Source organism: Sphingomonas sp. Sphisp66 (assembly GCF_047324325.1).
Lineage (GTDB): Bacteria > Pseudomonadota > Alphaproteobacteria > Sphingomonadales > Sphingomonadaceae > Sphingomonas.
Genome location: NZ_CP168508.1, coordinates 3,715,238 through 3,739,643, shown reverse-complemented (window position 1 = coordinate 3,739,643; position 24,406 = coordinate 3,715,238). Strand labels below are relative to the sequence as shown.

The 24,406-nt window shown below is 66.8% G+C and carries 25 protein-coding genes; 12 read left to right on the top strand and 13 right to left on the bottom strand.

What is annotated here, in order from left to right; genetic code table 11:
* Positions 1-30: 30 nt before the first annotated feature.
* The 3 genes from ACEN8G_RS16930 to ACEN8G_RS16920 form a co-directional block, all read right to left on the bottom strand.
* Entirely contained in the window at positions 31-720 is a 690-nt protein-coding gene (locus ACEN8G_RS16930; protein ID WP_413417083.1) for a Crp/Fnr family transcriptional regulator, read from the bottom strand.
* Between the two features lie 127 nt (positions 721-847).
* Complete coding sequence (locus tag ACEN8G_RS16925; RefSeq protein ID WP_413417085.1) at positions 848-2,008, bottom strand: GNAT family N-acetyltransferase; 1,161 nt, start codon at positions 2,006-2,008, stop codon at positions 848-850.
* A gap of 213 nt (positions 2,009-2,221) precedes the next feature.
* Positions 2,222-2,581: an STAS/SEC14 domain-containing protein gene (locus ACEN8G_RS16920; RefSeq protein ID WP_413417087.1), complete on the bottom strand. Its 360-nt coding sequence runs from the start codon at positions 2,579-2,581 to the stop codon at positions 2,222-2,224.
* Positions 2,582-2,625: 44 nt separating this feature from the next.
* Here ACEN8G_RS16920 and ACEN8G_RS16915 point away from each other — a divergent pair, with 44 nt between their 5' ends.
* Complete coding sequence (locus ACEN8G_RS16915) at positions 2,626-3,087, top strand: DUF2721 domain-containing protein (RefSeq protein WP_413417089.1); 462 nt, start codon at positions 2,626-2,628, stop codon at positions 3,085-3,087.
* 121 nt (positions 3,088-3,208) lie between these two features.
* Here the strand turns inward: ACEN8G_RS16915 and ACEN8G_RS16910 are convergent, their stop codons facing one another.
* The 4 genes from ACEN8G_RS16910 to ACEN8G_RS16895 form a co-directional block, all read right to left on the bottom strand.
* The gene (locus ACEN8G_RS16910) at positions 3,209-4,870 is read right to left on the bottom strand and encodes an amidase (protein ID WP_413417091.1); all 1,662 of its coding nucleotides are present in this window, start codon (positions 4,868-4,870) and stop codon (positions 3,209-3,211) included.
* Between the two features lie 172 nt (positions 4,871-5,042).
* Positions 5,043-6,209: an HlyD family secretion protein gene (locus ACEN8G_RS16905; RefSeq protein ID WP_413740632.1), complete on the bottom strand. Its 1,167-nt coding sequence runs from the start codon at positions 6,207-6,209 to the stop codon at positions 5,043-5,045.
* On the bottom strand, positions 6,202-7,878 hold the full coding sequence (locus tag ACEN8G_RS16900; RefSeq protein ID WP_413418110.1) for an MFS transporter: 1,677 nt from the start codon (positions 7,876-7,878) through the stop codon (positions 6,202-6,204). The genes ACEN8G_RS16905 and ACEN8G_RS16900 overlap by 8 nt, the downstream gene beginning before the upstream one ends.
* Positions 7,879-8,168: 290 nt before the next feature.
* The gene (locus ACEN8G_RS16895) at positions 8,169-8,918 is read right to left on the bottom strand and encodes a DUF3658 domain-containing protein (protein ID WP_413418112.1); all 750 of its coding nucleotides are present in this window, start codon (positions 8,916-8,918) and stop codon (positions 8,169-8,171) included.
* Positions 8,919-9,406: 488 nt separating this feature from the next.
* Here ACEN8G_RS16895 and ACEN8G_RS16890 point away from each other — a divergent pair, with 488 nt between their 5' ends.
* Both ACEN8G_RS16890 and ACEN8G_RS16885 read left to right on the top strand, forming a co-directional pair.
* Positions 9,407-11,317 carry a ribonucleoside-diphosphate reductase subunit alpha gene (locus ACEN8G_RS16890; protein ID WP_413418114.1) on the top strand — a complete coding sequence of 637 codons (1,911 nt, stop codon included), beginning with the start codon at positions 9,407-9,409 and terminating at the stop codon, positions 11,315-11,317.
* On the top strand, positions 11,292-11,822 hold the full coding sequence (locus tag ACEN8G_RS16885; RefSeq protein ID WP_413418116.1) for an endonuclease domain-containing protein: 531 nt from the start codon (positions 11,292-11,294) through the stop codon (positions 11,820-11,822). The genes ACEN8G_RS16890 and ACEN8G_RS16885 overlap by 26 nt, the downstream gene beginning before the upstream one ends.
* A 152-nt stretch (positions 11,823-11,974) precedes the next feature.
* Here ACEN8G_RS16885 and ACEN8G_RS16880 read toward each other — a convergent pair whose 3' ends face one another.
* A complete protein-coding gene (locus tag ACEN8G_RS16880; RefSeq protein ID WP_307117427.1) occupies positions 11,975-12,238 on the bottom strand; it encodes a DUF2171 domain-containing protein in 264 nt (87 codons plus the stop codon).
* Positions 12,239-12,339: 101 nt separating this feature from the next.
* Here ACEN8G_RS16880 and ACEN8G_RS16875 point away from each other — a divergent pair, with 101 nt between their 5' ends.
* The 7 genes from ACEN8G_RS16875 (at position 12,340) to ACEN8G_RS16845 (ending at position 16,898) form a co-directional block, all read left to right on the top strand.
* Entirely contained in the window at positions 12,340-12,672 is a 333-nt protein-coding gene (locus tag ACEN8G_RS16875; RefSeq protein ID WP_413418119.1) for a hypothetical protein, read from the top strand.
* A complete protein-coding gene (locus ACEN8G_RS16870; RefSeq protein ID WP_413740631.1) occupies positions 12,669-12,890 on the top strand; it encodes a hypothetical protein in 222 nt (73 codons plus the stop codon). Before ACEN8G_RS16875 ends, ACEN8G_RS16870 begins: the two co-directional genes overlap by 4 nt.
* Positions 12,891-12,945: 55 nt before the next feature.
* Positions 12,946-14,004 (top strand): ribonucleotide-diphosphate reductase subunit beta, encoded by a 1,059-nt coding sequence (locus ACEN8G_RS16865; protein WP_307117430.1) that lies wholly within the window; start codon positions 12,946-12,948, stop codon positions 14,002-14,004.
* Between the two features lie 8 nt (positions 14,005-14,012).
* Positions 14,013-14,942, top strand: coding sequence for a hypothetical protein (locus ACEN8G_RS16860; RefSeq protein WP_413418123.1), 930 nt, complete (start codon positions 14,013-14,015; stop codon positions 14,940-14,942).
* Positions 14,943-15,171: 229 nt separating this feature from the next.
* Positions 15,172-15,786, top strand: a complete 615-nt coding sequence (locus tag ACEN8G_RS16855; RefSeq protein ID WP_413418125.1) for an opacity protein — start codon at positions 15,172-15,174, stop codon at positions 15,784-15,786.
* Between the two features lie 275 nt (positions 15,787-16,061).
* Positions 16,062-16,205, top strand: a complete 144-nt coding sequence (locus ACEN8G_RS16850; protein ID WP_413418629.1) for a hypothetical protein — start codon at positions 16,062-16,064, stop codon at positions 16,203-16,205.
* A 117-nt stretch (positions 16,206-16,322) separates the two neighbouring features.
* Positions 16,323-16,898, top strand: coding sequence for a hypothetical protein (locus ACEN8G_RS16845; protein ID WP_413418627.1), 576 nt, complete (start codon positions 16,323-16,325; stop codon positions 16,896-16,898).
* A gap of 260 nt (positions 16,899-17,158) precedes the next feature.
* Here ACEN8G_RS16845 and ACEN8G_RS16840 read toward each other — a convergent pair whose 3' ends face one another.
* Together ACEN8G_RS16840 and ACEN8G_RS16835 are read right to left on the bottom strand one after the other, a co-directional pair.
* Complete coding sequence (locus ACEN8G_RS16840; RefSeq protein ID WP_413418625.1) at positions 17,159-18,121, bottom strand: lipase family protein; 963 nt, start codon at positions 18,119-18,121, stop codon at positions 17,159-17,161.
* A gap of 149 nt (positions 18,122-18,270) precedes the next feature.
* The gene (locus tag ACEN8G_RS16835) at positions 18,271-18,768 is read right to left on the bottom strand and encodes a c-type cytochrome (RefSeq protein ID WP_413418623.1); all 498 of its coding nucleotides are present in this window, start codon (positions 18,766-18,768) and stop codon (positions 18,271-18,273) included.
* A 129-nt stretch (positions 18,769-18,897) separates the two neighbouring features.
* On the opposite strand from ACEN8G_RS16835, the gene ACEN8G_RS16830 reads away from it, so the two are divergent.
* A complete protein-coding gene (locus ACEN8G_RS16830; RefSeq protein WP_413418621.1) occupies positions 18,898-19,095 on the top strand; it encodes a hypothetical protein in 198 nt (65 codons plus the stop codon).
* A 52-nt stretch (positions 19,096-19,147) separates the two neighbouring features.
* Here the strand turns inward: ACEN8G_RS16830 and ACEN8G_RS16825 are convergent, their stop codons facing one another.
* Together ACEN8G_RS16825 and ACEN8G_RS16820 are read right to left on the bottom strand one after the other, a co-directional pair.
* Positions 19,148-21,247: a S9 family peptidase gene (locus ACEN8G_RS16825; RefSeq protein WP_413418619.1), complete on the bottom strand. Its 2,100-nt coding sequence runs from the start codon at positions 21,245-21,247 to the stop codon at positions 19,148-19,150.
* A 27-nt stretch (positions 21,248-21,274) separates the two neighbouring features.
* Positions 21,275-22,438, bottom strand: coding sequence for an MFS transporter (locus ACEN8G_RS16820; protein WP_413418617.1), 1,164 nt, complete (start codon positions 22,436-22,438; stop codon positions 21,275-21,277).
* Positions 22,439-22,539: 101 nt separating this feature from the next.
* Between ACEN8G_RS16820 and ACEN8G_RS16815 the strand changes: the two genes are divergently transcribed.
* A complete protein-coding gene (locus tag ACEN8G_RS16815) occupies positions 22,540-23,469 on the top strand; it encodes a LysR family transcriptional regulator (RefSeq protein ID WP_413418615.1) in 930 nt (309 codons plus the stop codon).
* Positions 23,470-23,571: 102 nt separating this feature from the next.
* Here ACEN8G_RS16815 and ACEN8G_RS16810 read toward each other — a convergent pair whose 3' ends face one another.
* Entirely contained in the window at positions 23,572-24,324 is a 753-nt protein-coding gene (locus ACEN8G_RS16810) for an energy transducer TonB (protein ID WP_413417134.1), read from the bottom strand.
* Positions 24,325-24,406 lie beyond the last annotated feature (82 nt).

The following is a 24,406-nucleotide window of genomic DNA, read 5'->3' as shown; positions in this document are numbered from 1 at the left end:
CCGGGGTGACCGCTATTGGCCAAGCGTACGCTACGCCGCCTCCAGCTTCGTCCTGTCCCGGATCGTGATCCCGCGCGCGCCCATCAGGTTGATCGCGCCTTCGGCCTTGAGCTTGCTCAGCTGGCGGCTCACCGTTTCGATCGTCAGCCCCAGCACCTCGGCGATCTCGCCGCGGGTGAGCGGCAGGTCGAAGGTCAGCGGGCCGAAGGCGGTGGCACGGCAGCCATGCGAGCGGTCGGCGAGATCGAGCAGGAAGCCCGCCAGCTTCTCGCGCGCAGAGAGCCGGGCAAGCGTGAGCATCCGCCCGCGCGCCTCGTCGAGCGCGGCCAGCGTGCGCTGGAGCAGCAGCCGTTCCATGCGGACGTGATCCTCCAGCACGCGCTCGAAGGGGCCGCGGGGGAAGACGCAAAGCTCGACATCGCCGAGCGCGGTGATGGTGAAATCGGCGGTTCCGGCCCAGGGGCGGCCGACGAAATCGGCGGGATAGAGCAGCCCGACCACCTGTTCGCGCCCGTCGGGCGTGGTGGCGCTGAGCTTGAGCACGCCCGAGACCAGATTTCCGCAGACCAGGCTTTCCTCGCCCGCCCATTGCAGCGTCTCGCCGCGTGCGAGCCTGCGCTTCTGCCCCAGCGTGTTGAGCACCTCCAGCTCGACATCGTCGAGGCTGGCGCAAAGCGCCCGGTCGCGCACCGCGCAGTCGGAGCAGAGCTGGGCCGTCATGCTCGCCACTATGCCGGCCATTTGACGATCGTCAAAGCGACGGATTGTCCCAGGGGGCAGGCAAATGGGGTCAAGACCCGAGAGAGGAGCCCCGATGTACCTCTATCTAGTAGCTGCTGCCTTTGGCTTATTCGTCACCGCGCTCGCCTGCCTGAGCATCGACGACGCCATCCGTTTCCGCCGGCGCTGATTCGCCCTCGGCACGGCCGGTGCGCTTCCAGGCCGAGCGGAGCAGCTTGCCCGCCATCGCGTCGATCCCGGGCCGCACGAACAGCCAGTCGCGGATCGCCGGACCCTTCTCGGCGCCGATCACCTGCTTGTAGCCGCTGTCGCCGGCGCCCCAGTCGACCTTGGTGATGCCGTCCTCGATCGCACGGACGAGGTTGCGGTAATAGAGCAGCTTGCCCGGCGAATGCTTGGCGACGCGCGGATCATAGCTGTTGGCGATGGCATATTTGAGCGTGCCGGCGTTCATGTCGAACGAGAAGGCGGTGGGCGCCCCGTCGATGCGGAGCATCGCTGCCCACATCATGCCGGCGATCACCGGATCCTCGGCCGCCGCGCGCCAGAAGCCACCATGGCCCTGCGCGGTGAACTTGGCGTCGGAGCCGTCGGTCCGTGCCGCGATCCAGCTCTTCTCCTCGATCTCCGCCAGCGCATCGAACGCCGCGCCGGTCCAGCCGCTGCCGTGGACGAAGCTCCAGTCGAGTTCGCCGTGGCTGCCGAGGTGCTTCTCGTGGAAGCGGTTCTTCTTCAGCGTCGAATTGCGCGGCCAGGGGCCTTCGCCCCCCGCCGCCGCGATATCGAGCAGGAAACTGTCGGCGACGAACCGGTCGAGCACCGCCCAGCCCTTGGCCCGGGCGGCTTCCTTGAGCAGCTCGAGCCCGGGATCGCCGTCATAGACCGGGCCGACGCGCAGCGCGCGGGCCTCGCGGGCAAGGCGGGGGAGCAGGGCCTCGACGGCCTCGACTCCGGCATCCTCGCGCACCGGGAAGCTGCGGAACGGCCAGTAGCAGCCGGGCACCGAGACGAGCCTGGCCCAGGCGGGACCGGAAGCGACGATCGGCAGCGCCACCACGGCCTCGCCTTCGCGCGCCACGGTGATCGTGCGGGCGGCGCCGCCATAGGCCTTGAGCGCCGCGGCGAACCAGCCATAGCGCAGGAAACGGTGCGAGGGTGCCGCGCCGACGGCGACCGAATCGATCGCGCCGGCCAGTCCGTCGACGCAATCGACGGTGAGCGCCGGCGGCAGGCGCGTGAATTCCTCGAGCAGCATCGGCTTCGACATGGCCATGCTCTTAGCGCACCACCCGTTACTAAGCCGTGATGACGCGTTTGGTCGCGCCTTCATGTAGGGCGTGCCGATGCTTCCGCAGCTCCCCGGCGAAGGCCGGGGCCCAGTTGCAATGTCGATCGTGAGGCTCCGGCGCCATCGATAGTGCGGCGAGACTGGGCCCCCGCCGTCGCCGGGGAACCGAAAAGGGCCGACCCTCCATAGGCCTCATCCCGCCCGAACCCAGGCGCGGGCCGCCTCGATCTGGTCGGGCTTGAACAGCTTCACTTCGGCCGGGACCAACACGCTGCCGGCCCTGGTCATCATCTCGATCCAGCTGCTGTCGGTGACGATCGCGGCGCGGCGGACCTTGCTCATATGGGTGGCGCCCCAGCTGACGTCCTTCCACCAGGCGCCCAGCTCCATGCCCGAGAAATCGCGGATCACCGCGACTGCCGAGAGCGTGCCCTTGTCCGCGATCACTGCCTCCATCGCGGCGACGCCGGCATCATATTCGGCGCGGGTCACGCCGCCATCGACGAGGAACTCGACCACTCCCGCCTGCGTATCGGTCTCGAACGTCATCATGCGCACTTCACTCCTCGTTTCGCACCCGGCATAAGGCTTAACTGATGGAAGGTCCCTATCTCTCCACGGTTTCGGAAACGATCCAGGCGGCGATCGCGCCGGTGTTCCTGCTTGCAGGCATCGGGGCGTTCCTCAACGTCATGGTCGGCCGGCTGGCGCGCATCGTCGACCGGGCGCGCAACATCGAGCAGCTTCACCCGCGCTCGACCGGGCCCGAGCATGACCGCCATGTCTGGGAACTGCGGATCATCGACCGCCGGATCGCGGTGATCAACAACGCGATCTTCCTGTGCACCGCCAGCGGCCTCGCCATCTGCCTCGTCGTCGCGATGATGTTCGTCTCGCGGCTGGCCAACTGGCATATCGGCATCTGGGTGGCGATCAGCTTCATCATCTCGATGCTGCTGCTGATGGCCGGGCTGATCTATTTCCTGGTCGAGGTGCGCATGTCGCTCGAGGCGATCCATGTCCGCGAGGAACTGCTAGAGCTGGACGGGAAGAAATAATAGTCGTCATCCGGACGAAAGTCGGGATCTCGTGCGGCTCCTTCCCCGCGCCTTCGCCTGAGATCCCGGCTTTCGCCGGGATGACGGTTATTTCTCGGCGCTCACCCGACCCCGACGGCGGTTATTTCCGCGGCCCCAGATCCGCCGGGATCGTCGCCAGGTATTTCGGTGCCACCCGGGCGTGGGTCGCCTGCTCATAGGCATAGCCCGCCTTGAGCAGCAGGCCGTCGCTATAGGCCGTGCCGATGAAGGAGAGCCCCGCGGGCAGTCCGTTCACCAGCCCCATCGGCACGGTGAGGTGGGGATAGCCGGACACCGCCGGCAGCTCGCTGGCCGAGGGCCCCTGGAACTGGTCGCCATGCGCAGGATCGCTCAGCCAGGGCGTGCCATAGGTCGGGGTGACCAGCAGCTGCGCATCGGCGGCCTTGAGCATCGCGTCGATCCCCTCGGGGCCGGCCATGCGCGCCGACTTCTCGCGTGCTGCCTTGTATTCGGGATCGTCGAGCCCCTTGGTCTTGTCGGCCTTGATGAAGGTCTCCTGGCCGAAGAACGGCATCTCGCTGTCCTTGTGCGCGTCGTTGAACGCGATCAGGTCGGCGAGCGTCTTCGGGCCGACGCTGGCGGGGGTGGTGGCGAGATAGGTCGCCATGTCGGCCTTGAGTTCGGTGTAGAGCACCAATCCTTCGGCCTCGCCAAGGCCCTTCAGCTCGGGCATCTTCACTTCGACCAGCACCGCGCCTGTCGCGGTCAGCTCCTCCAGCGCCTTGTCGAAGCGCGCGGCGAGGTCGGCGGCCATTTCGGGCTTCCAGTATCCGATCCGCATGCCCTTGAGCGCATCGGGGGTCAGGCCCGCCGCATAGTCCTTCCGGTGCTTGTCCGCGTCCTTGGTCGCGGGATCGGCGGGATCGCTGCCGATCATCGCGCCGAACAGGATCGCCGCGTCCTTGACCGAGCGCGCCATCGGCCCCGGCGTGTCCTGGCTATGGCTGATCGGCACCACCCCGGTGCGGCTGACCAGGCCGAGCGTCGGCTTGAGGCCCACGAGACCGTTCATCGCGGCGGGGCAGACCACCGAGCCGTCGGTCTCGGTGCCGACCGCCACCGCCGCGAGGCTCGCCGCCACCGCAGCGCCCGAGCCGCTCGACGAGCCGCAGGCCGAGCGGTCGAGCGCATAGGGGTTCCGCACCAGCCCGCCGACCGCGCTCCACCCGCTCATCGAATTGTTCGAGCGGATGTTCGCCCATTCGCTGAGGTTGGTCTTGCCGAGGATGATCGCGCCCTGCGCGCGCAGCTTCGCGACCAGCGGTGCGTCGCGGCCGGTGTCGTTGTTGGCGAGCGCCAGGCTGCCCGCGGTGGTGGGCATGTTCTGCGTCTCGATATTGTCCTTGATGAGGACCGGGATGCCGTCGAGCGGCCCGAGCGTCTTGCCTGCCTTGCGCCGGTCGTCGCTGGCGCGACCGTCATAGCGCAGGTCCTTGGCCGGGGCGGTGACGATCACCGAGCGCAGCGTCGGCCCGTCGCGGTCGAGCCTGCCGATCCGCTCGACATAGAGGTCGGCGAGCTTCGACGCCTCGACCTTGCCGGCCGCCAGCATCGCCTGCAGCTCGTCGATCGAGCGCTCGGTGACCAGGTCGGTCGCGACGTCGCCGGTGCTGACTACCACTGCGTCCGCCGGCAGCGGAGTCGGGGTGATCACCGGTGCCGCCTCGGGCGCCGGTACGGGCGCCGCATCCTGCGCCCAGGCAGGCGCCGCCCAAGCCAGAGCCACCGCCAGTGCCGTCATTCCCGTCCGCATATGCCGTCCCCGAATCTCGTTGCGGTCGCAGCCTAGCGTGCGCGCCTCCAACCCCACAACCGTCATCCCCTTCATACCGTCATCCCGGCGAAAGCCGGGATCTCAGGCGAAGGCGCGGGGAAGGAGCCGCAAGAGATCCCGGCTTTCGCCGGGATGACGGCTATTTTCCAACCTCCACGCTCGCTTCCACCGACATGCCCGGCCGCAGCCGCGCCGCCATCGGCTGGTTCGGATCGATCCGGATCCGCACCGCGATGCGCTGGGGGATCTTGACGAAATTGCCGGTGGCATTGTCGCTGCGGATCACCGCGAACTCCGATCCTGCCGCCGGCGCCAGCTGCTCGACCACCCCGGTCAGCCGCGCGCCGGCCAGCGCGTCGACCTTGAAGCTCGCTTTCGCGCCCGGCCGGATCTTGGCGGTCTGGGCCTCCTTGTAGTTGGCGGTGACCCAGAGCGTCTGCGGCACCAGCGCCATCAGTTGGGTGCCGGCGGTGACATATTGCCCCTGCCGCCCGCCGATCTCGCCGAGCTGCCCGGCGACCGGCGCGCGGATCACCGTGTTGGCGAGGTCGATCTCGGCGAGGTGGAGCGCCGCCCTGGCCGCGTCGACCGCGGCGACCAACCCGCCCTTGCTGACCGTAACGCTGCGGATGTCCTCGCCCGCCACCGCGCGCGCCGCCTGGGCCTGGGCGACCGCCGACTGGGCGGTGCGCAGCGTGGCGAGCGCCGCGTCACGGTCACGCCGGGTAATGAAGCCGTCCTTGGCCAGCGCGTCGATCCGCGCATAATCGGCCTGCGCCTTGGTCAGCTGCGCCTGGGCCGAGGCCACCGCCGCCTCCTGCGAGCCATAGCTCGCCGCCTTGGAGGCCGCCTGCTGGGGATTGTTGGCGAGCGCGGCCTGGGCGCTGGCGACGTTCGCCTTGGCCTGATCGACCCGCTGGCGATAGATGCGGTCGTCGATCGTCGCGAGCACGTCGCCCGCCTTCACGCTGGCGAAGTCCTGCACCGGCACGTCGGTCAGATAGCCGCTCACCTGCGGGCTGATGATCGTCACCTGGCCGCGGACATAGGCATTCTCGGTCGACTGGACATGGCCCGCAAAGGGCCAGACCCGCCACGCCATCAGCACTGCGGTGACTCCGGCGAGGATCAGCAGCGCGGCGATCCCGATCGAGAGCAGCGGTAGCCTGGGTGGCGTCCAGCGCCGCGCGACGACCTCGGGCGCGGGGGGCGGATCGGCACCCTCGCTCACGGCAGGCGGTGGCGGCGGGGGCGGGGGTGCCGCTGCCGGTTCCGCTGCTGTCGTCGGGGTGGCCGGATCAGCCATTCTGCGCTCCTGCTTGTGCTTGCTGTTCGGCGGCTATCCGGGCGAGCGTCTCGCGCCGGATCCGCATGATGTGGACCGAGGCCCAGAGGATGGTTCCCGCCGCGATCGCCGCGATCAGCAGGAAAGTGTCGTTATAGGCCAGGATGTTCGCCTCGCGCGTCACGGTCTGCGAGAGGATCGCCGCGCCCTCGGCCTGGCGCAGCCCGGGATCGACCAGCACCCGGCCATAGGCGGCCGCGTTCTGCTGGAGGCGCTGTGTCACCAGCGGATCGCCGCTCATCAGCCCGGCTATGATGGCATTGTTGTGCGCATGCTCGCGGATCACCTGGAAGGTGCCGAGCATCGCCGATCCGAACAGCCCGCCCAGATTCTGGGTGATGCCGAACAGCGCCGAGAAGCTGACGAAATGCGTCGGCCCCTCGCGCAGCGCCCGGGTCAGCCCGACCAGCAGCGCCGGCCCGATGAACAGCGCGCTGGCAAAGCCGAGCAGCGCCTGGCTGAAATACATGTCGTGGGGGCGGATCAGGTTGGTCGAATCCGAATCGAGCAGCGCACCGACGCAGATCAGCCCCAGCGCGATCAGGATCGGTTTGCCGAGGAAGGTAGGGTCGATCGTCATCGCGCCGATGACCGCCCCGGCCAGCGTGGCGACCAGCACCACGGCGTAGAGCATCCGCAGCTGGTCATTGCCCATGCCCACCACCGCGAGCAGCCCCGACGCGCCGATCGTCTGCTCGGACAGCACCACGCGGGCCAGGATCGAGACGAGCGCGAAGCGCAATATGGCGCCGCTGCCCAGCCAGCGCGTGTTGAGCAGCGGGTTCCTGCGGTTATGCTCGATCACCAGCGCGGTGGGGATCAGGACGATCGCGCCGATCAGCGCCGGGGCGATCCACGGTGCCTCGAACCACCAGAGCGTCCGCCCGAGGCCCAGCACCGCGCAGAGCAGGGCGATGCCGGTCGCGAAGATCGGGAAGGTGACGAAGTCGAGCGGCTCGAACGCCTTCATCCGCTCGACCGGGGGCAGCACGAGCAGGCGCACGCCGGCAAGGCAGAATAGCGCCAGGCCCAGCTCGAACAGGTATAGCGACTGCCAGCGATCCGCCTCGAACACCTCGGTCGGGAAGAGCCGGGCGAGCGGCACCGCGGTCTGGGGCAGCGAGACGGCGAGGACGATGCCCTTCAGCCGGTGCTCGGGCGTCCAGGCCTGCACCATGTAGAGCAGCCCGACCGTGCTGCACGCCGCCGCCGCGATCCCGCTCAGCGCGCGCACCGCCACGGCGGTCGCGAAGCTGTGGGTGAAGATATGCGCCGCGGTGGTCAGCGCGAAGCCGATCAGGAAGATCTGGGTGAACAGCCTTATGCCGAACTGCTGGCGGAACTTGATCAGCAGCATGTTCGCGCAGACATTGGTCATCACATAGACGGTCGGCAGCCACTGGATCTCGGCCGAATAGAGGCCGAGCGAGCCCTGCAGCGTGGTCAGGTTGGCGGTGACGATCGCATTGCCGAGCGAGCCCGACATCACCACCAGCACGGCGACCGAGAAATAGGCGATGCGCCGCGGCAGCGGGTGCCAGGGGGTGGGAGGCGAGCCGGGGATCGGCGAGCGCTCGTGCGGAGCCGGCTCCCATGCCGCCTGCTCCTCCACTGCGCCGTTCGTTGCCATTCCGACATAATCCCTTGCAGGGCGGAACGATCCGCCAAAGGATTGCCTCTAGACCTTGGTATCGTCGCATGAATATCGCGCAATCGGCAACGCTCGGTTGCGCGAAGTGCAACTGCTCTTTGGGCTGAGCGCAGCGGGAAGGGCGGAGAGTACCGCCGCGTCGGAAGAAAGCTTCCCCGGCGCAGGCCGGGGTCCAGACTAAGCGTGCGCGGCGCAGACGCGCCAAGGCGCGTGATTTTCAAGGGCTGGGCCCCGGCCTTCGCCGGGGAAAGAAAGAGATCTGCGTGTGATTATTGCGGCAACCGCAGCTCACACCCGCGCATGACGCTCAGATCGCCCAGCCACTCCAGCGCGCCCGCCTCGGCAAGATCGGCCAGGCGCGCATGCAGCACGATGTCACCCGCTTGATAGAGGCCGTTGTCGGCGAATTCGCGAAGCACGGTGCCCACGATCAGTGCCATTTTCTGCCACGCCGCCGTCGCATGCCGCAGCAGGTCCGCATCGAAATGGTCGAGCGGCGCCGACTCCAGCGCACCGTCTGCGCCCAGCACGCGCAGGGGAGCATCCTCCGCCTGAAGCCGTGCCCAGGTCGCCAGCCATGCCGCGCGCCGTGCCGCCGGCAACGGCTCGGCCCGGTCGAGATAGTCGAGCAGTTCCTCGGCGTGGAGCGTGTGCAGGCGCGGCACTTCCAGGACCAGGCAGTCCCGTTCGCCCTGATGCGACAGCCACCACAGGAAGCCTGCCACGCTCTGCGCGCTGTCCGGGGATATCCACACTATCGGTGGCGCCGGCGTCTCGGCCGATGCCAAGAGGACCGGCAAGCTGTCCTCGACGGCCTCTCCCCAGTCCGCATAGCCCAGCACCGCCTCCACCCATGCGTCGCGCGCCTCCGCGTCGTAGCGCGCGATCGGGCCGAAGCTGAGATCGTCATAAGGCGCGACCGCGATGTCGGCACGGCCTGCCAGCGCGAGCGCCTGCTCCAGGCTGCCCCGCGCGGAGCGGCTGAAGATCACATGAAGCCGGGATTGTGGTGAAGCCATGCCCGCGGCCTAACCAGATATTGTGACAGGCTCCATCTGCGGTGTGTTCCGACGGGTACCTACAAGCCCTTGTGGTTGTCACGATTCCTTCACACCAAAAAATTTAACGTTCCGCGTTCGTTCCCTTGCCTTTCGGAAACCCTAGGAAAGTCCGTGCGTCGCGGCATTGCAGCAGATGTGAAGATGCCACGAGACGAGTCATTTTAGCGATGAAACGTTGTGGAAATTAACCATTTCGGGTCTTGTGCGCGGACTCGGTTTGGCACAATCTGTTGTGGTTGCACTGAGGGGCAAGCTCAAGCACTGGTGGACTCGCTGCCGCATACCCATATGCGGAAGGGATCGACTCGTGCCTGAGGCTGAGTGCGATGGACATGTTTTGTTCTTCGCGCGCAGCTGGGTCGATGCTAATATCGGCAGCCCCTTGAGTCGGGATTTGGTGCCAGCCCTGCGGGGTGGGCGAGTGAGCTTTGCCAGGGGTGAACGTCATGGAATTCAGGGACACGGAAAACAGCGTGAACGATACCGTCGCCGAAGCTCCTGCCGCCGCCGCCAAGGCTGGCGCGAAGGTGCGCAAGAAGAATGATTCGAAGTCCGTCGCTCCCCGTGCCTTCGACGTCGAGGTCGATCATTCGCGCGACGCGCTGCTGACCGAGTTCGGCAAGGAGACGCTGCGCGACCGCTATCTGCTGCCGGGCGAGTCCTTCCAGGACCTGTTCGTGCGCGTCGCCTCGGCCTATGCCGACGACCAGGCGCACGCCCAGCGTATCTACGATTACATCTCGAAGCTGTGGTTCATGCCCGCCACCCCCGTTCTGTCGAACGGCGGCACCGGCCGCGGCCTGCCGATCTCGTGCTTCCTCAATTCGGTGCCCGACAGCCTGAACGGCATCGTCGACACCTGGAACGAGAATGTCTGGCTCGCCTCGCGCGGCGGCGGCATCGGCACCTATTGGGGCAATGTCCGCGGCATCGGCGAGCCGGTCGGCCTCAACGGCAAGACCTCGGGCATCATCCCGTTCGTCCGCGTGATGGATTCGCTGACGCTGGCGATCTCGCAGGGGAGCCTGCGTCGCGGCTCGGCCGCCTGCTATCTCGACATCAGCCATCCGGAGATCGAGGAGTTCCTCGAGATCCGCAAGCCGTCGGGTGACTTCAACCGCAAGGCGCTCAACCTGCACCACGGCGTGCTGATTCCCGATGCGTTCATGGAAGCGGTGCGGGGCGGCGAGGAATGGATCCTGCGTTCGCCCAAGGACGGCTCGGAGCGCGGCAAGGTCGATGCCCGCGCGCTGTTCCAGAAGCTGGTCGAAACCCGACTCGCCACCGGCGAGCCGTACATCGTGTTCGCCGATCACGTGAACTCGAACATGCCGAAGCACCACCGGGATCTGGGCCTCAAGGTCTCGACCTCGAACCTGTGCTCGGAGATCACGCTCCCCACCGGCAAGGACCATCTGGGCAACGAGCGCACCGCCGTGTGCTGCCTCTCGTCGCTCAACATGGAAACCTGGGACCAGTGGAAGGACGACAAGAACCTGATCGAGGACGTGATGCGCTTCCTCGACAACGTCCTGCAGGACTATATCGATCGTGCCGAGCCGGGCATGGAAAAGGCCGCTTATTCGGCCAGCCGCGAGCGCAGCGTCGGCTTGGGGGTCATGGGCTTCCACTCGTTCCTCCAGGCGCGCGGCATCCCGTTCGAGGGCGCGATGGCGAAGTCGTGGAACCTGCGGATGTTCAAGCACATCAAGGCGCAGGTCGATCAGGCCTCGATGGCGCTCGCCGTCGAGCGCGGCCCATGCCCGGACGCGGCCGACATGGGCGTGATGGAGCGGTTCAGCTGCAAGATGGCGATCGCGCCGACCGCGTCGATCTCGATCATCTGCGGCGGCACCTCGGCCTGCATCGAGCCGATCCCGGCCAACATCTACACGCACAAGACGCTGTCGGGCTCGTTCTCGGTCAAGAACCCGTATCTGGAGAAGCTGCTCAGCGAGAAGAGCAAGAACTCGGATGCGGTGTGGAACTCGATCCTCGAGCAGGGCGGCTCGGTCCAGCACCTCGACTTCCTCACCCCGGAAGAGAAGGACGTCTACAAGACCAGCTTCGAGATCGACCAGCGCTGGCTGCTCGAGCTGGCCGGCGACCGCACCCCCTATATCGACCAGGCCCAGTCGCTGAACCTGTTCATCCCGGCCGATGTCGAGAAGTGGGACCTGCTGATGCTCCACTTCCGCGCCTGGGAGCTCGGCATCAAGTCGCTCTACTATCTGCGTTCGAAGAGCGTGCAGCGCGCCGGCTTCGCGGGCGGCGTGGAGGCCGACAACACGATCGACAAGCCGCAGTTCAACCTCGGTGAAAGCACCGACTATGACGAATGCCTGGCGTGCCAGTGAGGTGGCGGAGCTAGGGCGCCCGGATCCCAACTCCCTCTCCCCTTGTGGGAGAGGGAAGGGGCCCGCTGCCGAAGGCAGTGGGAAGGGTGAGGGGGCTGCGCGTCGATGGGTTCGTGGGAATGAGGCAGGGCTTACCAAGCGCCAGCTTCTTCCCGCGACAACCGTATTCCGCTCTCGCGATCTGCGTCGCAATGCGGGGCCCGTCGAACTCGCGCTCAAGGCGGCGCTTCGTCGCGGTTTGCCGGAAGCCGGTTTTCGCCACCAGGCGCCGTTCGGGCCCTATCATGTCGATTTCTGCTCGCATGCAGCGAAGCTGATCGTTGAAGTGGATGACGCCACCCATGCGGTGCGTCGGGATCGCGACGAGGCGCGGACGCGCTTCCTGAACATGGAAGGCTATCGGGTGCTGCGGTTCTGGAACAACGATGTGATGACGAATGTCGAAGGCGTCGTCGCCGAGATCGCCCGGAAGCTGCCGCTCGAATTGCGGGGGAATTTCGCGTGATGCGTCCCCCTCACCCTTCCGCCGCTACGCGGCTCCCTCCCTCTCCCACAAGGGGAGAGGGAATTTGGGGATCTCGCTCCCTCTCCCCTTGTGGGAAAGGGAAGGAGCCCGCGCGCGGAGCGCGTGGGAAGGGTGAGGGGGCTGCGCTTAAATCAAGCCTCTTCCTCGAAGATCTCGACCGCCACATCGGCGTTCGCGCTCAGGCGGACCGTGTCGCCTTCCACGCCGGCGACCAGGCCGAGCGAGATGTAGTGGTGATGCCCGGCATGCGAGCCCTCGGCGCCTTCGACCTCGGCGCCGCTGTCCTTCTTGGTGAGCTTGATGCGCTCGCCTTCGACATGGTCGACGGTGCCGACATGCACGCCGTCGGCGCCGATCACTTCCATATGCTCCTTGATTGCGCTCGCGTCGGTCATTGGGGTTCTCCTTGGGGGGATGGTGCGCACGCTAAACGCGCGCGGCCACGAAACGATGCAGCGCGGCGCGCACGCTGTCACTCACCCGAAAGGGGTATTGCATGAAGCCGTTCCGCACCCTGTCCGTCGCCGCCTTCCTGCTGCTCGCCGCCTGCGCGAAGCAGGTGCCGAGCGCGGTCCAGCCCGAGGCGCCGGGCTTCCTGCTGGGGCTCTGGCACGGCTTCATCTTCCCGGTGGCCTGGTTCCTCTCGCTGGTCATCCCCGACGTCGCGATCTACGCCGTGCCCAACAATGGCGGCTGGTACGACTTCGGCTATTTCCTCGGCATCTGCGTGTTCGGCGTCGGCGCCAATCGCGGCACCAAGGTGACCAAGGTCGTCTACCGCGACCGCGTCGTGCGCGAGCGCGGCGCCACGGTGATCGACCACGAATGACCCGCAGCCTCGCCTTGATGGCCGGCATCGCCGCCGCCGCGGGTGCCGCAGGGCTGGCGACGCTCGTCCGCCCGGCGCTGGCCCGGCGCACGCTCGGCCTGCCCGAAGGCGAGGCGGCGACCTATGCCCTGCGCATCGCCGGCATGATGCTGCTCGCGCTCGGCCTGTTCCTCGGCGGCTTCGCGGCCGTCTTCACTTTGGCGGGAGGGACGGCATGACCGCCCCGCTCGCACCCGCCCTTCCTTTTCCCAAGTTCGTCACGGAGTAATCCCCATGCCGCTTCTCGAAGCCCGCAAGACCTACAAGCCCTTCGAATATCCCTGGGCGTTCGATTTCTGGAAGCGCCAGCAGCAGATCCACTGGCTGCCGGAAGAGGTGCCGCTCGGCGAGGATTGCCGCGACTGGGCCCAGAAGCTCACCGATCACGAGCGCAACCTGCTCACCCAGATCTTCCGCTTCTTCACCCAGGCGGACGTCGAGGTGCAGGATTGCTACCACGAGAAATACGGCCGCGTGTTCAAGCCGACCGAGATCAAGATGATGCTGACCGCGTTCAGCAACATGGAGACGGTCCACATCGCCGCCTATTCGCACCTGCTCGACACGATCGGCATGCCCGAGACCGAATATGCCGCCTTCCTCCAGTACAAGGAGATGAAGGACAAGCATGACTATCTGAGCACCTTCGGCGTCGACAGCGACGAGGACATCGCCAAGACGCTCGCCATGTTTGGCGGCTTCACCGAGGGGCTGCAGCTCTTCGCCAGCTTCGCGATGCTGATGAACTTCCCGCGCTTCAACAAGATGAAGGGCATGGGCCAGATCGTCAGCTGGTCGGTGCGCGACGAGAGCCTGCACTGCGAAGGCATCATCAAGCTGTTCCACGCCTTCACCAAGGAGCGCAACTGCCTCACCCCGTCGGTCCGCGACGACATTCTCGACATGTGCCAGAAGACGGTGCGCATCGAGGACGCGTTCATCGACCTCGTCTTCGAGATGGGCCCGGTCAACGGCATGACGCCCAAGGAGATCAAGAAGTATGTCCGCTACATCGCGGACTGGCGCCTGGGCCAGCTCGGCCTCAAGCCGATCTACATGGTCGAGGAGCACCCGCTCCCCTGGCTCGCCCCGCTCCTGAACGGCGTCGAGCACGCCAACTTCTTCGAGACCCGCGCGACCGAATATTCGAAGGCAGCGACCCGCGGTAACTGGGGCGAGGTGTGGGACTCGTTCGACAAGCGCCAGAAGGCCAAGGTGGCGCCGGTCGCCAACGAGGACGCGGCTGAAGGCGGGCCGGACATGTTCTCGGGTTCGGGGATTGCGGCGGAGTAGGGAGATATATGACTAAGTCTGTCAGCCTTATATCTACAAAAGAAGCGGCCCTATATTTTGATAGTGTAATGCCGCTTGATGGTCTGACTGCGGCTAAGTCAAAAAACTCCGCCGACCAGTTCTCATATCATATTCCATATGAAGATCATGATCTTGCCGAAAAGATAGTTTCCAGTCTTCTTATTGATCAAGATCCTAGCGAGGTATTGTCATATTTAATATCGCTGCAATGGGCTTTAATTTTTTCGGAAACGGCATCTTTTAGGGATGTTACAAAAACTGACGTATCTCTTTGTGAGGGCTTAAGTCAAATTCATAGCATGAGCTTTGCAATTGAAGATTTCATAAATGGAAGATTGGCTAAGGAGAAGCTTCGGGCTGCCCTGGAAGTCTATCTTAAGCAGAAAGATTATCATACGTGCCCGGCGTGGGGCTACGACCCGCTTATTGAACTGCCAACGCAAGGCTCTGCCGCGCGGTTTGAGACTGCGCTGAGTGGTTTGAACCTCATAGACGTAGCGAAAGTAAGCTGGGACGCGGTAATAGAATTTAGGAAAGACCCTGAATCCTGTAGATCGCTGCGGGATCTCAGGGTGTTTTTCGATGAGAATTTTGAGGGGAAATCTTCATCCTATGTAGAGGATAAGCTTCTCTCGATTTTGGATAAGCAGGATACTGTTGCGCGCCTTTGGGGATTTGAAACAATTCAAAAGTCCCTTTCAGTGGCATTTTCCAACCAAAGCTCGATTGCAGCTTCGATGACCGGCTTGGCTGCAGCTGTTAGTGGGGCGCCGCTAAGCGCAGTGGCCGGGGCTGCACTTATAGTGCCGTTTGGAAGTGTAGCTGTAGAATTTGCTAAAGTATGTATCGATGCAAAGAAGGAAAATATCGATAGGCCCGTGCGGTTTTTGTCAAAGTTGAAGCGGCTGGCTAAATAGCTGGAGCTATAATCGTTGTCGTGTGGGTGTGAGTGATGCTGGGATTGATTTGCGTATTTCGCAAATGGTCGTTGTGTGTCTTTGCGGCCACAGCCCGCCCTAATCCGGTGCTGCATGCAACCCTCTGACTCCTCGCGCATTTCTCATAATGCCCCGCCGCCAGCGTCCGCGTATCCAGGGCGGCACAGGCGGGGCGTGTGTTTGAAATAGTCACGAGGTTTCCCCCAACATGCGTATCCTCCTCGCCGCCGCGGCATTCGCCGCGCTGCCCTTCGCCGTCCCCGCCGCCCAGGCGCAGGACACGGACGGCACCGCCACCACCTCCAGCGTCGCCGAAACCGCGCCCGACGGCACCCGCGCCTTCGGCATCGAGCCCTATGTCGGCATCCTCGGCGGCTATGAGCGGTTCGACGAGCAGGCCAATGCCGGCATCCCGCTCCCCGCGGACGGCAAGGCCTATGATGGCGGGCTGGTCCAGGGCGTCGCCGGCATCAACGTGCCGCTCGGCCCGGTGTTCATCGGCGCCGAGGGCAATGTCGTGAAGGGCTTCAAGGGCGATATCGACTGGGAGTACGGCGCCGCCGGCCGCTTCGGTCTGCGCGCGGGCGAGAGCGGCATGATCTACGGCAAGGTCGGCTATCAATGGGTCAATTTCGCCGCGCTCGGCGATGACAGCCGCGATTTCCACGCGATGACCTATGGCGCCGGCGTCGAGGTCGGGCCCAAGGACATCGGCCTGGGCGGCATCACCGGCAACAGCGGTGTGCGCCTGCGCATGGAGATCAACACCTTCGGCGCGGCCAAGAGCTTCCGCCCGATGGCGGGCCTGATCGCGCATTTCTGAGGCACGGAAAGGCGGCGCGGCCCCGGGCGCGCCGCCGATCGATAAGGGTGCAAAGCCCCTCCCCTCCGGGGGGGGGGTGGGGGGTGGGGCATGGTGTCTCACCGAGCCCTGCGCTCGCGGACAGTCCCCACCCCAACCCCTCCCCTGAAGGGGAGGGGCTTGTTTCCCCGTGGACCGTTTCGGTGCCAATAAACCCGCGCACAACCACCCCGACGGCTTGAGCGCCGCCCCGCACCCGATAGCCTGCGCGCTCCACCATCTGGAGGAGTGCACCCATGAAGAAGAAGATCGCAGTTGCCGCGCTGTTCGCGCTTTCGGCGCTCGCGCCCTCGGTCGCGCTGGCGTTCGACGATCCGCTGCCGCCGGGCTGCTTCTACGTCCTCGGCAAGCTGATCTGCGTCGACATGCCGATGGAGTGATCCCGGCAGCACATGGGTGGCGCGCTCCGCGTCGCCCATGTGCAATTTTCTGCTGTCCTACACGAACCGATATGGTTATTTGATTCGACTCACTTCAAACCAGAAGGAGTCGATGCGATGGAATATCAACCGATCCAGCCCGAAACCGAGGCTGAGCCACTCACCAATTACACCCCCGTTGTCCTGCGCACGCGCCGCGATGGCTGGACCGCCGATCGCCAGCGCCGCTTCCTGCTGGCGCTCGCCGAGACCGGCTGCGTGTCGGAGGCCTGCTCCGCGGTGGGGCTCTCGGCACGCTCGGCCTATGCCCTGCGCCGCCGCCCGGACGCCACTGCCTTTGCCGAAGCCTGGAACGACGCCCTGCTCGTCTCCACCGCCCGGCTCACCGCGCTCGCCTTCGAACGGGCGACGCGTGGCACGGTCCGCGAATATTGGAAGAATGGCGAGCTGGTCGGCGAAAGCCGCCAGCCTTCGGACCGGCTGCTGCTGTTCCTGCTCCAGCATCTGCGCAGCGACTGGTTCAGCGGCGCTGCGGTGCGCTCGCCGGTTGCCGGCGCACGCCAGCGCCTCGATGCCGCGGTGCAGGGGCTCGTCGACAATGAAGAGCCGGGCGAGCCGCTGGCGCTGCGCGACTATCAGGCCCAGCCGCCGCGCGATCTGCTCGAGCCTCCGGAAGACAGCGAGGAGTGGTGATCGCGCGCGCGTAGAGGTCGTGAACTTAGTGAACTTCCGCGCTGCTCGGGGCGTGATGTCTGCAAGGAAGAAGGCTGGTTCGCGCAACGACGCGACGACGCGAAGATGTCCCGCTCGCGGCGCGGTTTGTCCGTCGCGACAGCGGCATTGCGCATTCGGAGTTCGAAGAAGGAAGGCCGCTCACGCGGCAAGGGCCAGAATCGTCGCGTCGTCGCGTCGTTGCGCGAACAATCTTCCTTCTTCGCCTGGCGTCGCGAAACTCAGGCCCGCTTGCGCGCCGGGGTCTCGCCGTGATCGCAGGCGAAGCCTTCGCCCTCGCAGATCAGCCGGTCATAGCCGCTGCCCGGGCAGATGGCATGCGCGGTCAGGATCGCCGGGGTCAGGGCCTCAAGGCCCGAGCCGCGCCGGTCGAGCAGGCGGCGCACGGGGCGGCGCGAGCCGGTCCAGGCCTGGTGGCCGGCCTTGGGCGCCGGCGGCGGGGTCACCAGCAGGCCGACCGGGCGGTAATCGCCCATCGCCAGCCTGGGGAACACGCCCTTGGCGATCTTGCGCGCCCAGCCCGGCGTCGCGGGGCTGAGCGGCAGGTGCGGCACGACGTCGCCCGGCATCTCGTAGCGCAGGCAGGCGATGCGGGTGCGTTCATAGCTCGCGGCGAAGTCGGCATTGCCCGTGCGCGCCGCGGCGATGGTCGCCACGCTCACCGGCAGGTCGGTCCATTCGTTCGCCTGCGCCGCGCGCATCGCGGCAAGGTTGGCGAGCGCGCCGCCCTTGGAATGGCCGGTCAGGAACAAATGCCGGCGCGCCTTGCGGTCGAGCAGGCTCTGGTCGAGCATCGCCTGGATCGCGGTGCGCACGCCCGGGCCGGACCCTGCGTCGCTCCACAGCCGGCGCATCGATTCGGCGAAGCCGAAATGCACGCCGCCGCCATAATGCGAATCCTCGATGCACAGCGAGAAGGCGTCGTTCAGCCAGTCGAGCACCACGTCCCAGCCGTCATGCGCGTCGCCGAAGAAAGGGGGGAGCGAGCCGCGGAACGCCACCACCACGCCTTCGGGCGTGCGGCCGACCAGCGCCTGGTCGATCTGGCGGTTGCCGATCGCAGTCTCGCGGCGCACGACGAACGGCGCCTCGATCCAGCCGACATTGCGGCCATGGACCTGCATGCCCGGCTGATAGGCCTGGCTGGACGCGTAGAGCAGGCGGCGTTTCATGCAATCGTGCATCGGTATACTCCCCGGGACCCTATGCCTGTGCGCCAGATCGTGGTGAATGCACAATTAAGGTTAACACCGGAAAGTAGAGTCGCGCAGCCGGGCTTTCGCCGCGCCGGACCGTTGCGGAGCGCCCCCGCGGAAGGGGCGCCCCGTCGGGATCAATGCTTGTCGTCGGGCTTGCGATAGCTGTCGTGGCACGCCTTGCAGGCCTTGCCCAGCTCGCCGAACTGGGCGGCGAAGCCCGGCTTGTCGCCGGCCTTGGCGAGATCGGCCAGCTTGGTCGCGGCGGCGGCATAGTCGGCGGCGCGCGCCTCGAAGCCGGCGCGGTCGCCCCAGATCGTGGGCAGCGCGTCGGAGGTCGGCGCAGTGCTGCCGGCGGGGAACATGCCCGGGATCGCCTTCGCCCAGTTGGCGAGCGCGCGTGCAGCGAAGCCGACCGTCTTGGGATCGTCGCCCCGGTCGATGGCGCCCTTGATCTGGCCGGTCAGCGCGGCGGAGAGCAGGAAGGCGGCGCGGCGGCCGGCGATGAGGTCGGCATTGGCGTCGGCGGTGGTCGCGGCCGGGGCGGCGGCTACGGCGCGGCTGCCCGGGGCGGTGGCTGCCATGGTGACGAACAGCGCCGCGGCGGCGCCGAGTGCAAGCGTGGTAATGCGCATCGATGGCTCCCTTGGTCGGAGGGGCACAGGCTTAGGCCGGGTGGTGGCGGCCCGCAACGGGGACGGAAGCTTGTCCATAATGGAGGAGCTTCCGTCCGAAACGGCGCTTGGATCGCCTATCGTGCCGGCGTGGCAGAAGGCGAAGCTCCTCGGGTCGAACAGGCATGCGAACGTTGTGGCGGCGTTGCCGTCACCCGCGATGCCTGGGCCGAATGGGACGTCAGTTCCCAGGCCTGGGTGCTCAGCGAAACGTTCGATTTCGCCTTCTGCCACCAATGCCACCGCGAGACGCGGCTGGTGGTGCGGGGAGTGGAGGCGGGGCGCTGATGCTCTCGCGCTGCCGTCTCCCTCCCCGCAGTCCGCTGGGCCGCGGCGAGCGTCAGCCGGCGGCGCCCAGCTGCCACAGCATGAAGGCCATCTCGTCGGCGGATTCCTTCAGGCTCTCCCAGCGGCCCGACTTGCCGCCATGGCCGGCGCCCATGTTGGTCTTGAGGACCAGGACGTTGTCGTCGGTCTTGGTCGCCCGAAGCTTGGCCGCCCATTTGGCCGGCTCCCAGTACGTCACCCGCGGGTCGTTGAGCCCGCCGGAGATGAACAGCGGCGGATAGGCCTGGGCGGTCACATTGTCGTACGGGCTGTACGAGCGGATCAGCTCGAACGCTGCGGCGTCTTCCACCGGATTGCCCCATTCGGGCCATTCGCCAGGGGTCAGCGGCAGGCTCTCGTCGAGCATGGTGTTGAGCACGTCGACGAACGGCACGTCCGCCACGACGACGCCCCACAGCTCGGGGTCGGAGTTGACCACCGCGCCCATCAGCTCGCCGCCGGCCGAGCGTCCGGCGATGGCGATGCCGCCCTTGTGGGTGAAGCCCTGGTCGATCAGCCCCTTGGCCACGTCGACGAAATCGTTGAACGTGTTGGTCCGCTTCGCCAGCTTGCCGTCGAGATACCATTGCTGGCCCAGATCGTCGCCGCCGCGGATATGGGCGATGGCGAAGGCGACGCCCCGGTCGAGGAAGGAGATGCGGCTGGTCGAGAAGCCCGGCGGGATCGCATAGCCATAGGCACCGTAAGCGTAGAGATAGAGCTTGCCGCTGCCGTCCTTCGGGAAGTCCCTGGGATAGACGATCGAGACCGGCACCTCGGTCCCGTCGCGGGCGGCGATCTTCAGCCGCTCGGTGCGGTACTTGCTTCCGTCATAGCCCGACGGGATCTCCTGCACCTTCAGCGTCTCGAGGTCGCCGGTAGCGACGTCATAGTCGTAGACCGTGCCCGGCGTGACCATCGACTCATAGCTCAGCCGCAGCTTGTCGACGGCATATTCGGGATTGTCGCCCAGGCCCGCGACATAGCTCGCCTCGGGGAACTTCAGCCGCACCGGGGCGATGGCAGGGTCGTAGCGGTGGAGCTCGATCTGATCGAGCCCGTCCTCGCGCCCCTCGACGATGAAGAAGTCGGCGAAGCTGGCGACGCCGGTCATGTAGAAATGCGGCGAGGGCGCGATCCGCTCGGCCCATTCGCCGGGATTGGCGAGGCTGGCGGTGACCAGCCGAAATTGCGGGTCGGTATCGTTGGTGTGGATGAACAGCGTGTCGCCGTGCAGGTCGACATCATATTCGCGGCCCCGCTTGCGCGGGCTGACCAGGATTGGCGCGGCGAGCGGATCATTGGCCGGGTAGAGGCGGATCTCGCTGGTCTCATGGTCGCTGGTGGTGAGCAGGATCCATTTGCGGTCGCTGCTCAGCTCGGCGCCGACCGAGAAGCCGAGCTCCTCCTCGAAATAGACCGTCACGTCACTGGCCGGATCGGTGCCCAGCCGGTGGAGCTTGATCGTCCGCGTCCGCCAGTTCTCGTCGGTCACGCCGTAGAGGATCGCGTCGCCGGTGCTGGCGAAGACGATGTTGCCGATCGTGCCTTCGATCGAGACGTCGCCCCATTTGCCCGCCGCGCCTTCGATCCGCTCGCCGATCGCCTCGCCGCCGGCCAGGTCCTTGAAGCGGATCGTGTAGCGCTCCGATCCGTCGTCGTCGGTCGAATAGGCCATCAGCGCGCCGTCCTCGCTGATCGTGATCGCGCCGACGCGGAAATATTCCTTGCCCGCGGCGAGCGCCGGCTCGTCGAGGATCAGCTGGTCGGCACCCCCGGCGACCGGCTTGCGCCACAGCCGCGGATATTCGCCGCCGACCTCGTGGTCGCTCCAGTAGAGCCAGTCGCCCTCCTTTTGCGGCACGGAGGATTCATCCTCCTTGATCCGCCCGCGCATCTCCTTGAACAGCGTGTCGGAAAGCGGCTTGAGCGGCTCCATCACCGTTTCGAAGAAACCGTTCTCCTCCTCGAGATAGGCGAGCACGTCCTTGTCGGTGACGGTGGGGTAGCCCGGGTCCCTGAGCCAGGCCCAGGGATCCTCGATCGTGACGCCGTGGGTGGTGAAGCTGTGGGGGCGGGTGGCGGCGACGGGTGGCTTGGGAAGGTCGGTCATCCTGCCTTCCTAGCGCCCGCCCCTGCGTCAGGCCAGCGCCGCCGAGCGCCGGCGCACCAGCCGCGGCGCCAGCACCATGGCGAGGCTGACCAGCGCCATGGCGGCCGCAGCGAGCGAGACTGCCGGATAGCCCAGCCCCTCGCGGATCACTTCGCCGCCCAGCGCCGCGCCGATCGCATTGCCCAGGTTGAACGCGCCGATGTTCATCGCCGAGGCGAGGTTGGGCGCCTCATGCGCGGCGTCCATCACCCGCATCTGCAGCGGCGGGACGAGCGCGAAGCTCGCAGCGCCCCAGAGCGGCATCAGGATGATCGCGACCGGCAGCGAGAACATGCCGAAGGCGAAGGCGACGAGCAGCACTGCCAGCGCCGCGGTCATGGTGATCAGCGCGCCTTCGACCGACTTGTCGGCATAGCGCCCGCCCAGCCAGTTGCCCGCGGTCAGGCCGACGCCGAAGATCACCAGTGCCGCGGTCACCCAGAAGGTCGAGGCGTGCGCCGCCTCGCGCAGGATCGGCGCGATATAGGTGAATACAGTGAACATCGCGCTGAACCCGACCATCGTCAGGGCAAGCGCGAACAGCACCGGGCCGCGACCGAGCACGCGCAGCTCGGCCATCATGTCGGCATCCTTCTCGGCGGGCAGGGCGGGGACGAACAGGCGCAGCGCGACCATCGTCACCATGCCGATCGCGGCGATGGCGGCGAACACCGAGCGCCAGCCGAACACCTCGCCCGCCCAGGTGGCGAGCGGCACGCCGCCGATCGTCGCGATCGTCAGCCCCATGAACATGGTGGCGATGGCGCCGGCACGCTTCTCGGGTGCGACCAGCCCGGCGGCGACCACCGATCCGACGCCGAAGAACGCGCCATGGTTGAGCGAGGTGACGATCCGCGCGGCGAGCAGCATCGCATAGCTGTCCGACACCGCCGCCAGTAGGTTGCCGGCGGTGAAGATCGCGGCGAGCGCGATCAGCAATGTGCGGCGCGGCACCCGTCCGGTGGTGAGCGTCATCAGCGGCGCGCCGATCAGCACGCCGATCGCATAGGCGCTGACCAGCAGCCCGGCGGTGGGGATCGATACGCCGAGGTCGCCCGCGATCACGGGCAGCAGGCCCATCGGGGTGAATTCGGTGACGCCGATGCCAAAGGCACCGATGGCGAGCGCAGTGAGCGCGAGATGGGAACTCATGGGACCATGCTCCGGGGATTTGTGCGGCAACGCAAATGGACTGCGCGCCGGGCTTCCGGTAGGCCGCGCAAAGGCGAAACATCTGTGCATTGGATTCACGAATGACCCGCGTCATGGCCGATCGTTCGGGCGAGATGGAAATCTTCGTCACCGCGGTGCGCGAAGGCAGCCTCTCCGCCGCTGCCCGCCGGCTCGCGCTCACGCCCTCGGCAGTCAGCCGCGCGCTCGCCCGGATCGAGGCGCGGCTGGGCGTTCGGCTGATCACCCGCACCACCCGCAAGCTGGTGCTGACCCCCGAGGGCGACGCCTATCTCCACGCCGCCCAGCGCATCCTCACCGACATCGCCGAGGTGGAGGAGGAGCTTGCCGACCAGGCCTCGCCGCGCGGGCGGCTGCGGGTCAGCGCCGCGCTCGCCCATGGCCGGCTGGCGATCGTGCCTTTGCTCGGTGAGTTCGTCGCGCTCTATCCCGGCATCCTGGTCGATATCAGCCTGAGCGACACGCTGGAGGATGTCGCGGGCGGCCGTGCCGATGTCGCGATCCGCTTCGGTCCGCTGGCGGACAGCGCGCTCACCGCCCGCAAGATCGGCGAGACCGGGCGCTCGATCGTCGCCGCGCCGGCCTATCTCGCCCGGATGGGCACGCCGCAGGTCCCCGAGGACCTGCATGCGCACAATTGCCTGAACTTCAACTTCCGCCGCGCCGAGCCGGTCTGGCCCTTCCGCCAGGAGGGGCGCGATTATGCGCTGCCGGTGGGCGGCAATATCGAGGCGAACAATGGCGAGACGCTGGTCGAGCTGGCGCTGGCCGGCGTGGGGATCGCCCGGGTCGGCAGCTTCAGCGTGGCCGCGGACCTCGCCGCGGGCCGGCTGGTGGAGTTGCTCGAGCCGTTCAACCCGGGCGACCGGGAGGACATCCATGCAGTGTTCGTTGGCGGCGCGACCCGGCCGGCGCGCGTGCGGGCGTTCGTCGAGTTTCTGGTGGAGAAGCTGGGCTCCTCCAAGTCCCCGTCCCTGGAAGGGAGGGGCTAGAGGTAGCTAGCGGCTTGGCGATACTGAAACCGAGCCTCCTGCTTGCGCCGTATCGCCAGGCTTCCACCCACCCCTGACCCCTCCCTTCCAGGGAGGGGAGTTTCAGTCCTCCTCTCGCCCCGGCCGGTCGTACAGCTCCCATTCCTGCTCGCCGGTCACGACATCGGCATAGGGCCTGCCGCTGGCATCCCGGCTCGGTGCGTAGCGGAAGCGTTTCTTGATCAGCCGGCACGTCGTCTCGTCGAGATCGGCATTGCCGCTCGATCGGGTCACCTGGCAATCGGTCACGCGCCCATTCACCTCGACGACGAAGCGCAAGCCCACCGTCCCCTGTGCGCCCGCCCGTGCCGCCGCCCTGGGATAGTCGCGCCCGGTGATGTCGCCTTCGAGCAGCCGCAGCGCGGTGCCGCCGCCACCGCCCGCGCCATTGCCCCGGCCGCCCGATCCGGTGCCGTTGCCAACGCCGCCCGCGCCGGTTCCAGGCCCGGCGACCGGCGCGTTGCCCGAGCTGACGTCGCTGCCCTGGGCAGGCGTCGTCGCGGCGGGCATGGGCTGGGGCAGGACCGTCTTGACCGGCGTTGCCACTTCGGTGGCGCGGGAGACGAGATTGGGCGGCGCGGCCTTGCCTTCCTCCTTGGGCGTGCGCGGCCTGGGCTTGGGAGCGATCTCGGGCTCCGGAGGCGGTGGCGGGGGCAGGGTGAAGTCGACCAGTTGCATCGCCCGGGTCGGCACCACGCTCAGCCGCACGCCCAGCCCGTGCATCAGCATCCAGACGAGCAGCCCCACCAGGACGAGCGCGCCGAGCGCGCTGCCCAGCCGTTCGCGCGGAGAGGAAATGCCGGCACCTTGGCGCATGCCCGATCAATGCCCTGCAGGGGCCGAACGATCCCATGAACGGCTTGTTGTTTTCAGTTCATGCAACCGGGCGTACCCGGGC

Excerpts from the sequence above, each read along its gene's own strand:
- ACEN8G_RS16930 (WP_413417083.1), bottom strand. The coding sequence starts at position 720 with ATGACGGCCCAGCTCTGCTCCGACTGCGCGGTGCGCGACCGGGCGCTT.
- ACEN8G_RS16925 (WP_413417085.1), bottom strand. The coding sequence starts at position 2,008 with ATGTCGAAGCCGATGCTGCTCGAGGAATTCACGCGCCTGCCGCCGGCG.
- ACEN8G_RS16920 (WP_413417087.1), bottom strand. The coding sequence starts at position 2,581 with ATGATGACGTTCGAGACCGATACGCAGGCGGGAGTGGTCGAGTTCCTC.
- ACEN8G_RS16915 (WP_413417089.1), top strand. The coding sequence starts at position 2,626 with ATGGAAGGTCCCTATCTCTCCACGGTTTCGGAAACGATCCAGGCGGCG.
- ACEN8G_RS16910 (WP_413417091.1), bottom strand. The coding sequence starts at position 4,870 with ATGACGGCACTGGCGGTGGCTCTGGCTTGGGCGGCGCCTGCCTGGGCG.
- ACEN8G_RS16905 (WP_413740632.1), bottom strand. The coding sequence starts at position 6,209 with ATGGCTGATCCGGCCACCCCGACGACAGCAGCGGAACCGGCAGCGGCA.
- ACEN8G_RS16900 (WP_413418110.1), bottom strand. The coding sequence starts at position 7,878 with ATGGCAACGAACGGCGCAGTGGAGGAGCAGGCGGCATGGGAGCCGGCT.
- ACEN8G_RS16895 (WP_413418112.1), bottom strand. The coding sequence starts at position 8,918 with ATGGCTTCACCACAATCCCGGCTTCATGTGATCTTCAGCCGCTCCGCG.
- ACEN8G_RS16890 (WP_413418114.1), top strand. The coding sequence starts at position 9,407 with ATGGAATTCAGGGACACGGAAAACAGCGTGAACGATACCGTCGCCGAA.
- ACEN8G_RS16885 (WP_413418116.1), top strand. The coding sequence starts at position 11,292 with ATGACGAATGCCTGGCGTGCCAGTGAGGTGGCGGAGCTAGGGCGCCCG.
- ACEN8G_RS16880 (WP_307117427.1), bottom strand. The coding sequence starts at position 12,238 with ATGACCGACGCGAGCGCAATCAAGGAGCATATGGAAGTGATCGGCGCC.
- ACEN8G_RS16875 (WP_413418119.1), top strand. The coding sequence starts at position 12,340 with ATGAAGCCGTTCCGCACCCTGTCCGTCGCCGCCTTCCTGCTGCTCGCC.
- ACEN8G_RS16870 (WP_413740631.1), top strand. The coding sequence starts at position 12,669 with ATGACCCGCAGCCTCGCCTTGATGGCCGGCATCGCCGCCGCCGCGGGT.
- ACEN8G_RS16865 (WP_307117430.1), top strand. The coding sequence starts at position 12,946 with ATGCCGCTTCTCGAAGCCCGCAAGACCTACAAGCCCTTCGAATATCCC.
- ACEN8G_RS16860 (WP_413418123.1), top strand. The coding sequence starts at position 14,013 with ATGACTAAGTCTGTCAGCCTTATATCTACAAAAGAAGCGGCCCTATAT.
- ACEN8G_RS16855 (WP_413418125.1), top strand. The coding sequence starts at position 15,172 with ATGCGTATCCTCCTCGCCGCCGCGGCATTCGCCGCGCTGCCCTTCGCC.
- ACEN8G_RS16850 (WP_413418629.1), top strand. The coding sequence starts at position 16,062 with ATGAAGAAGAAGATCGCAGTTGCCGCGCTGTTCGCGCTTTCGGCGCTC.
- ACEN8G_RS16845 (WP_413418627.1), top strand. The coding sequence starts at position 16,323 with ATGGAATATCAACCGATCCAGCCCGAAACCGAGGCTGAGCCACTCACC.
- ACEN8G_RS16840 (WP_413418625.1), bottom strand. The coding sequence starts at position 18,121 with ATGCACGATTGCATGAAACGCCGCCTGCTCTACGCGTCCAGCCAGGCC.
- ACEN8G_RS16835 (WP_413418623.1), bottom strand. The coding sequence starts at position 18,768 with ATGCGCATTACCACGCTTGCACTCGGCGCCGCCGCGGCGCTGTTCGTC.
- ACEN8G_RS16825 (WP_413418619.1), bottom strand. The coding sequence starts at position 21,247 with ATGACCGACCTTCCCAAGCCACCCGTCGCCGCCACCCGCCCCCACAGC.
- ACEN8G_RS16820 (WP_413418617.1), bottom strand. The coding sequence starts at position 22,438 with ATGAGTTCCCATCTCGCGCTCACTGCGCTCGCCATCGGTGCCTTTGGC.
- ACEN8G_RS16815 (WP_413418615.1), top strand. The coding sequence starts at position 22,540 with ATGACCCGCGTCATGGCCGATCGTTCGGGCGAGATGGAAATCTTCGTC.
- ACEN8G_RS16810 (WP_413417134.1), bottom strand. The coding sequence starts at position 24,324 with ATGCGCCAAGGTGCCGGCATTTCCTCTCCGCGCGAACGGCTGGGCAGC.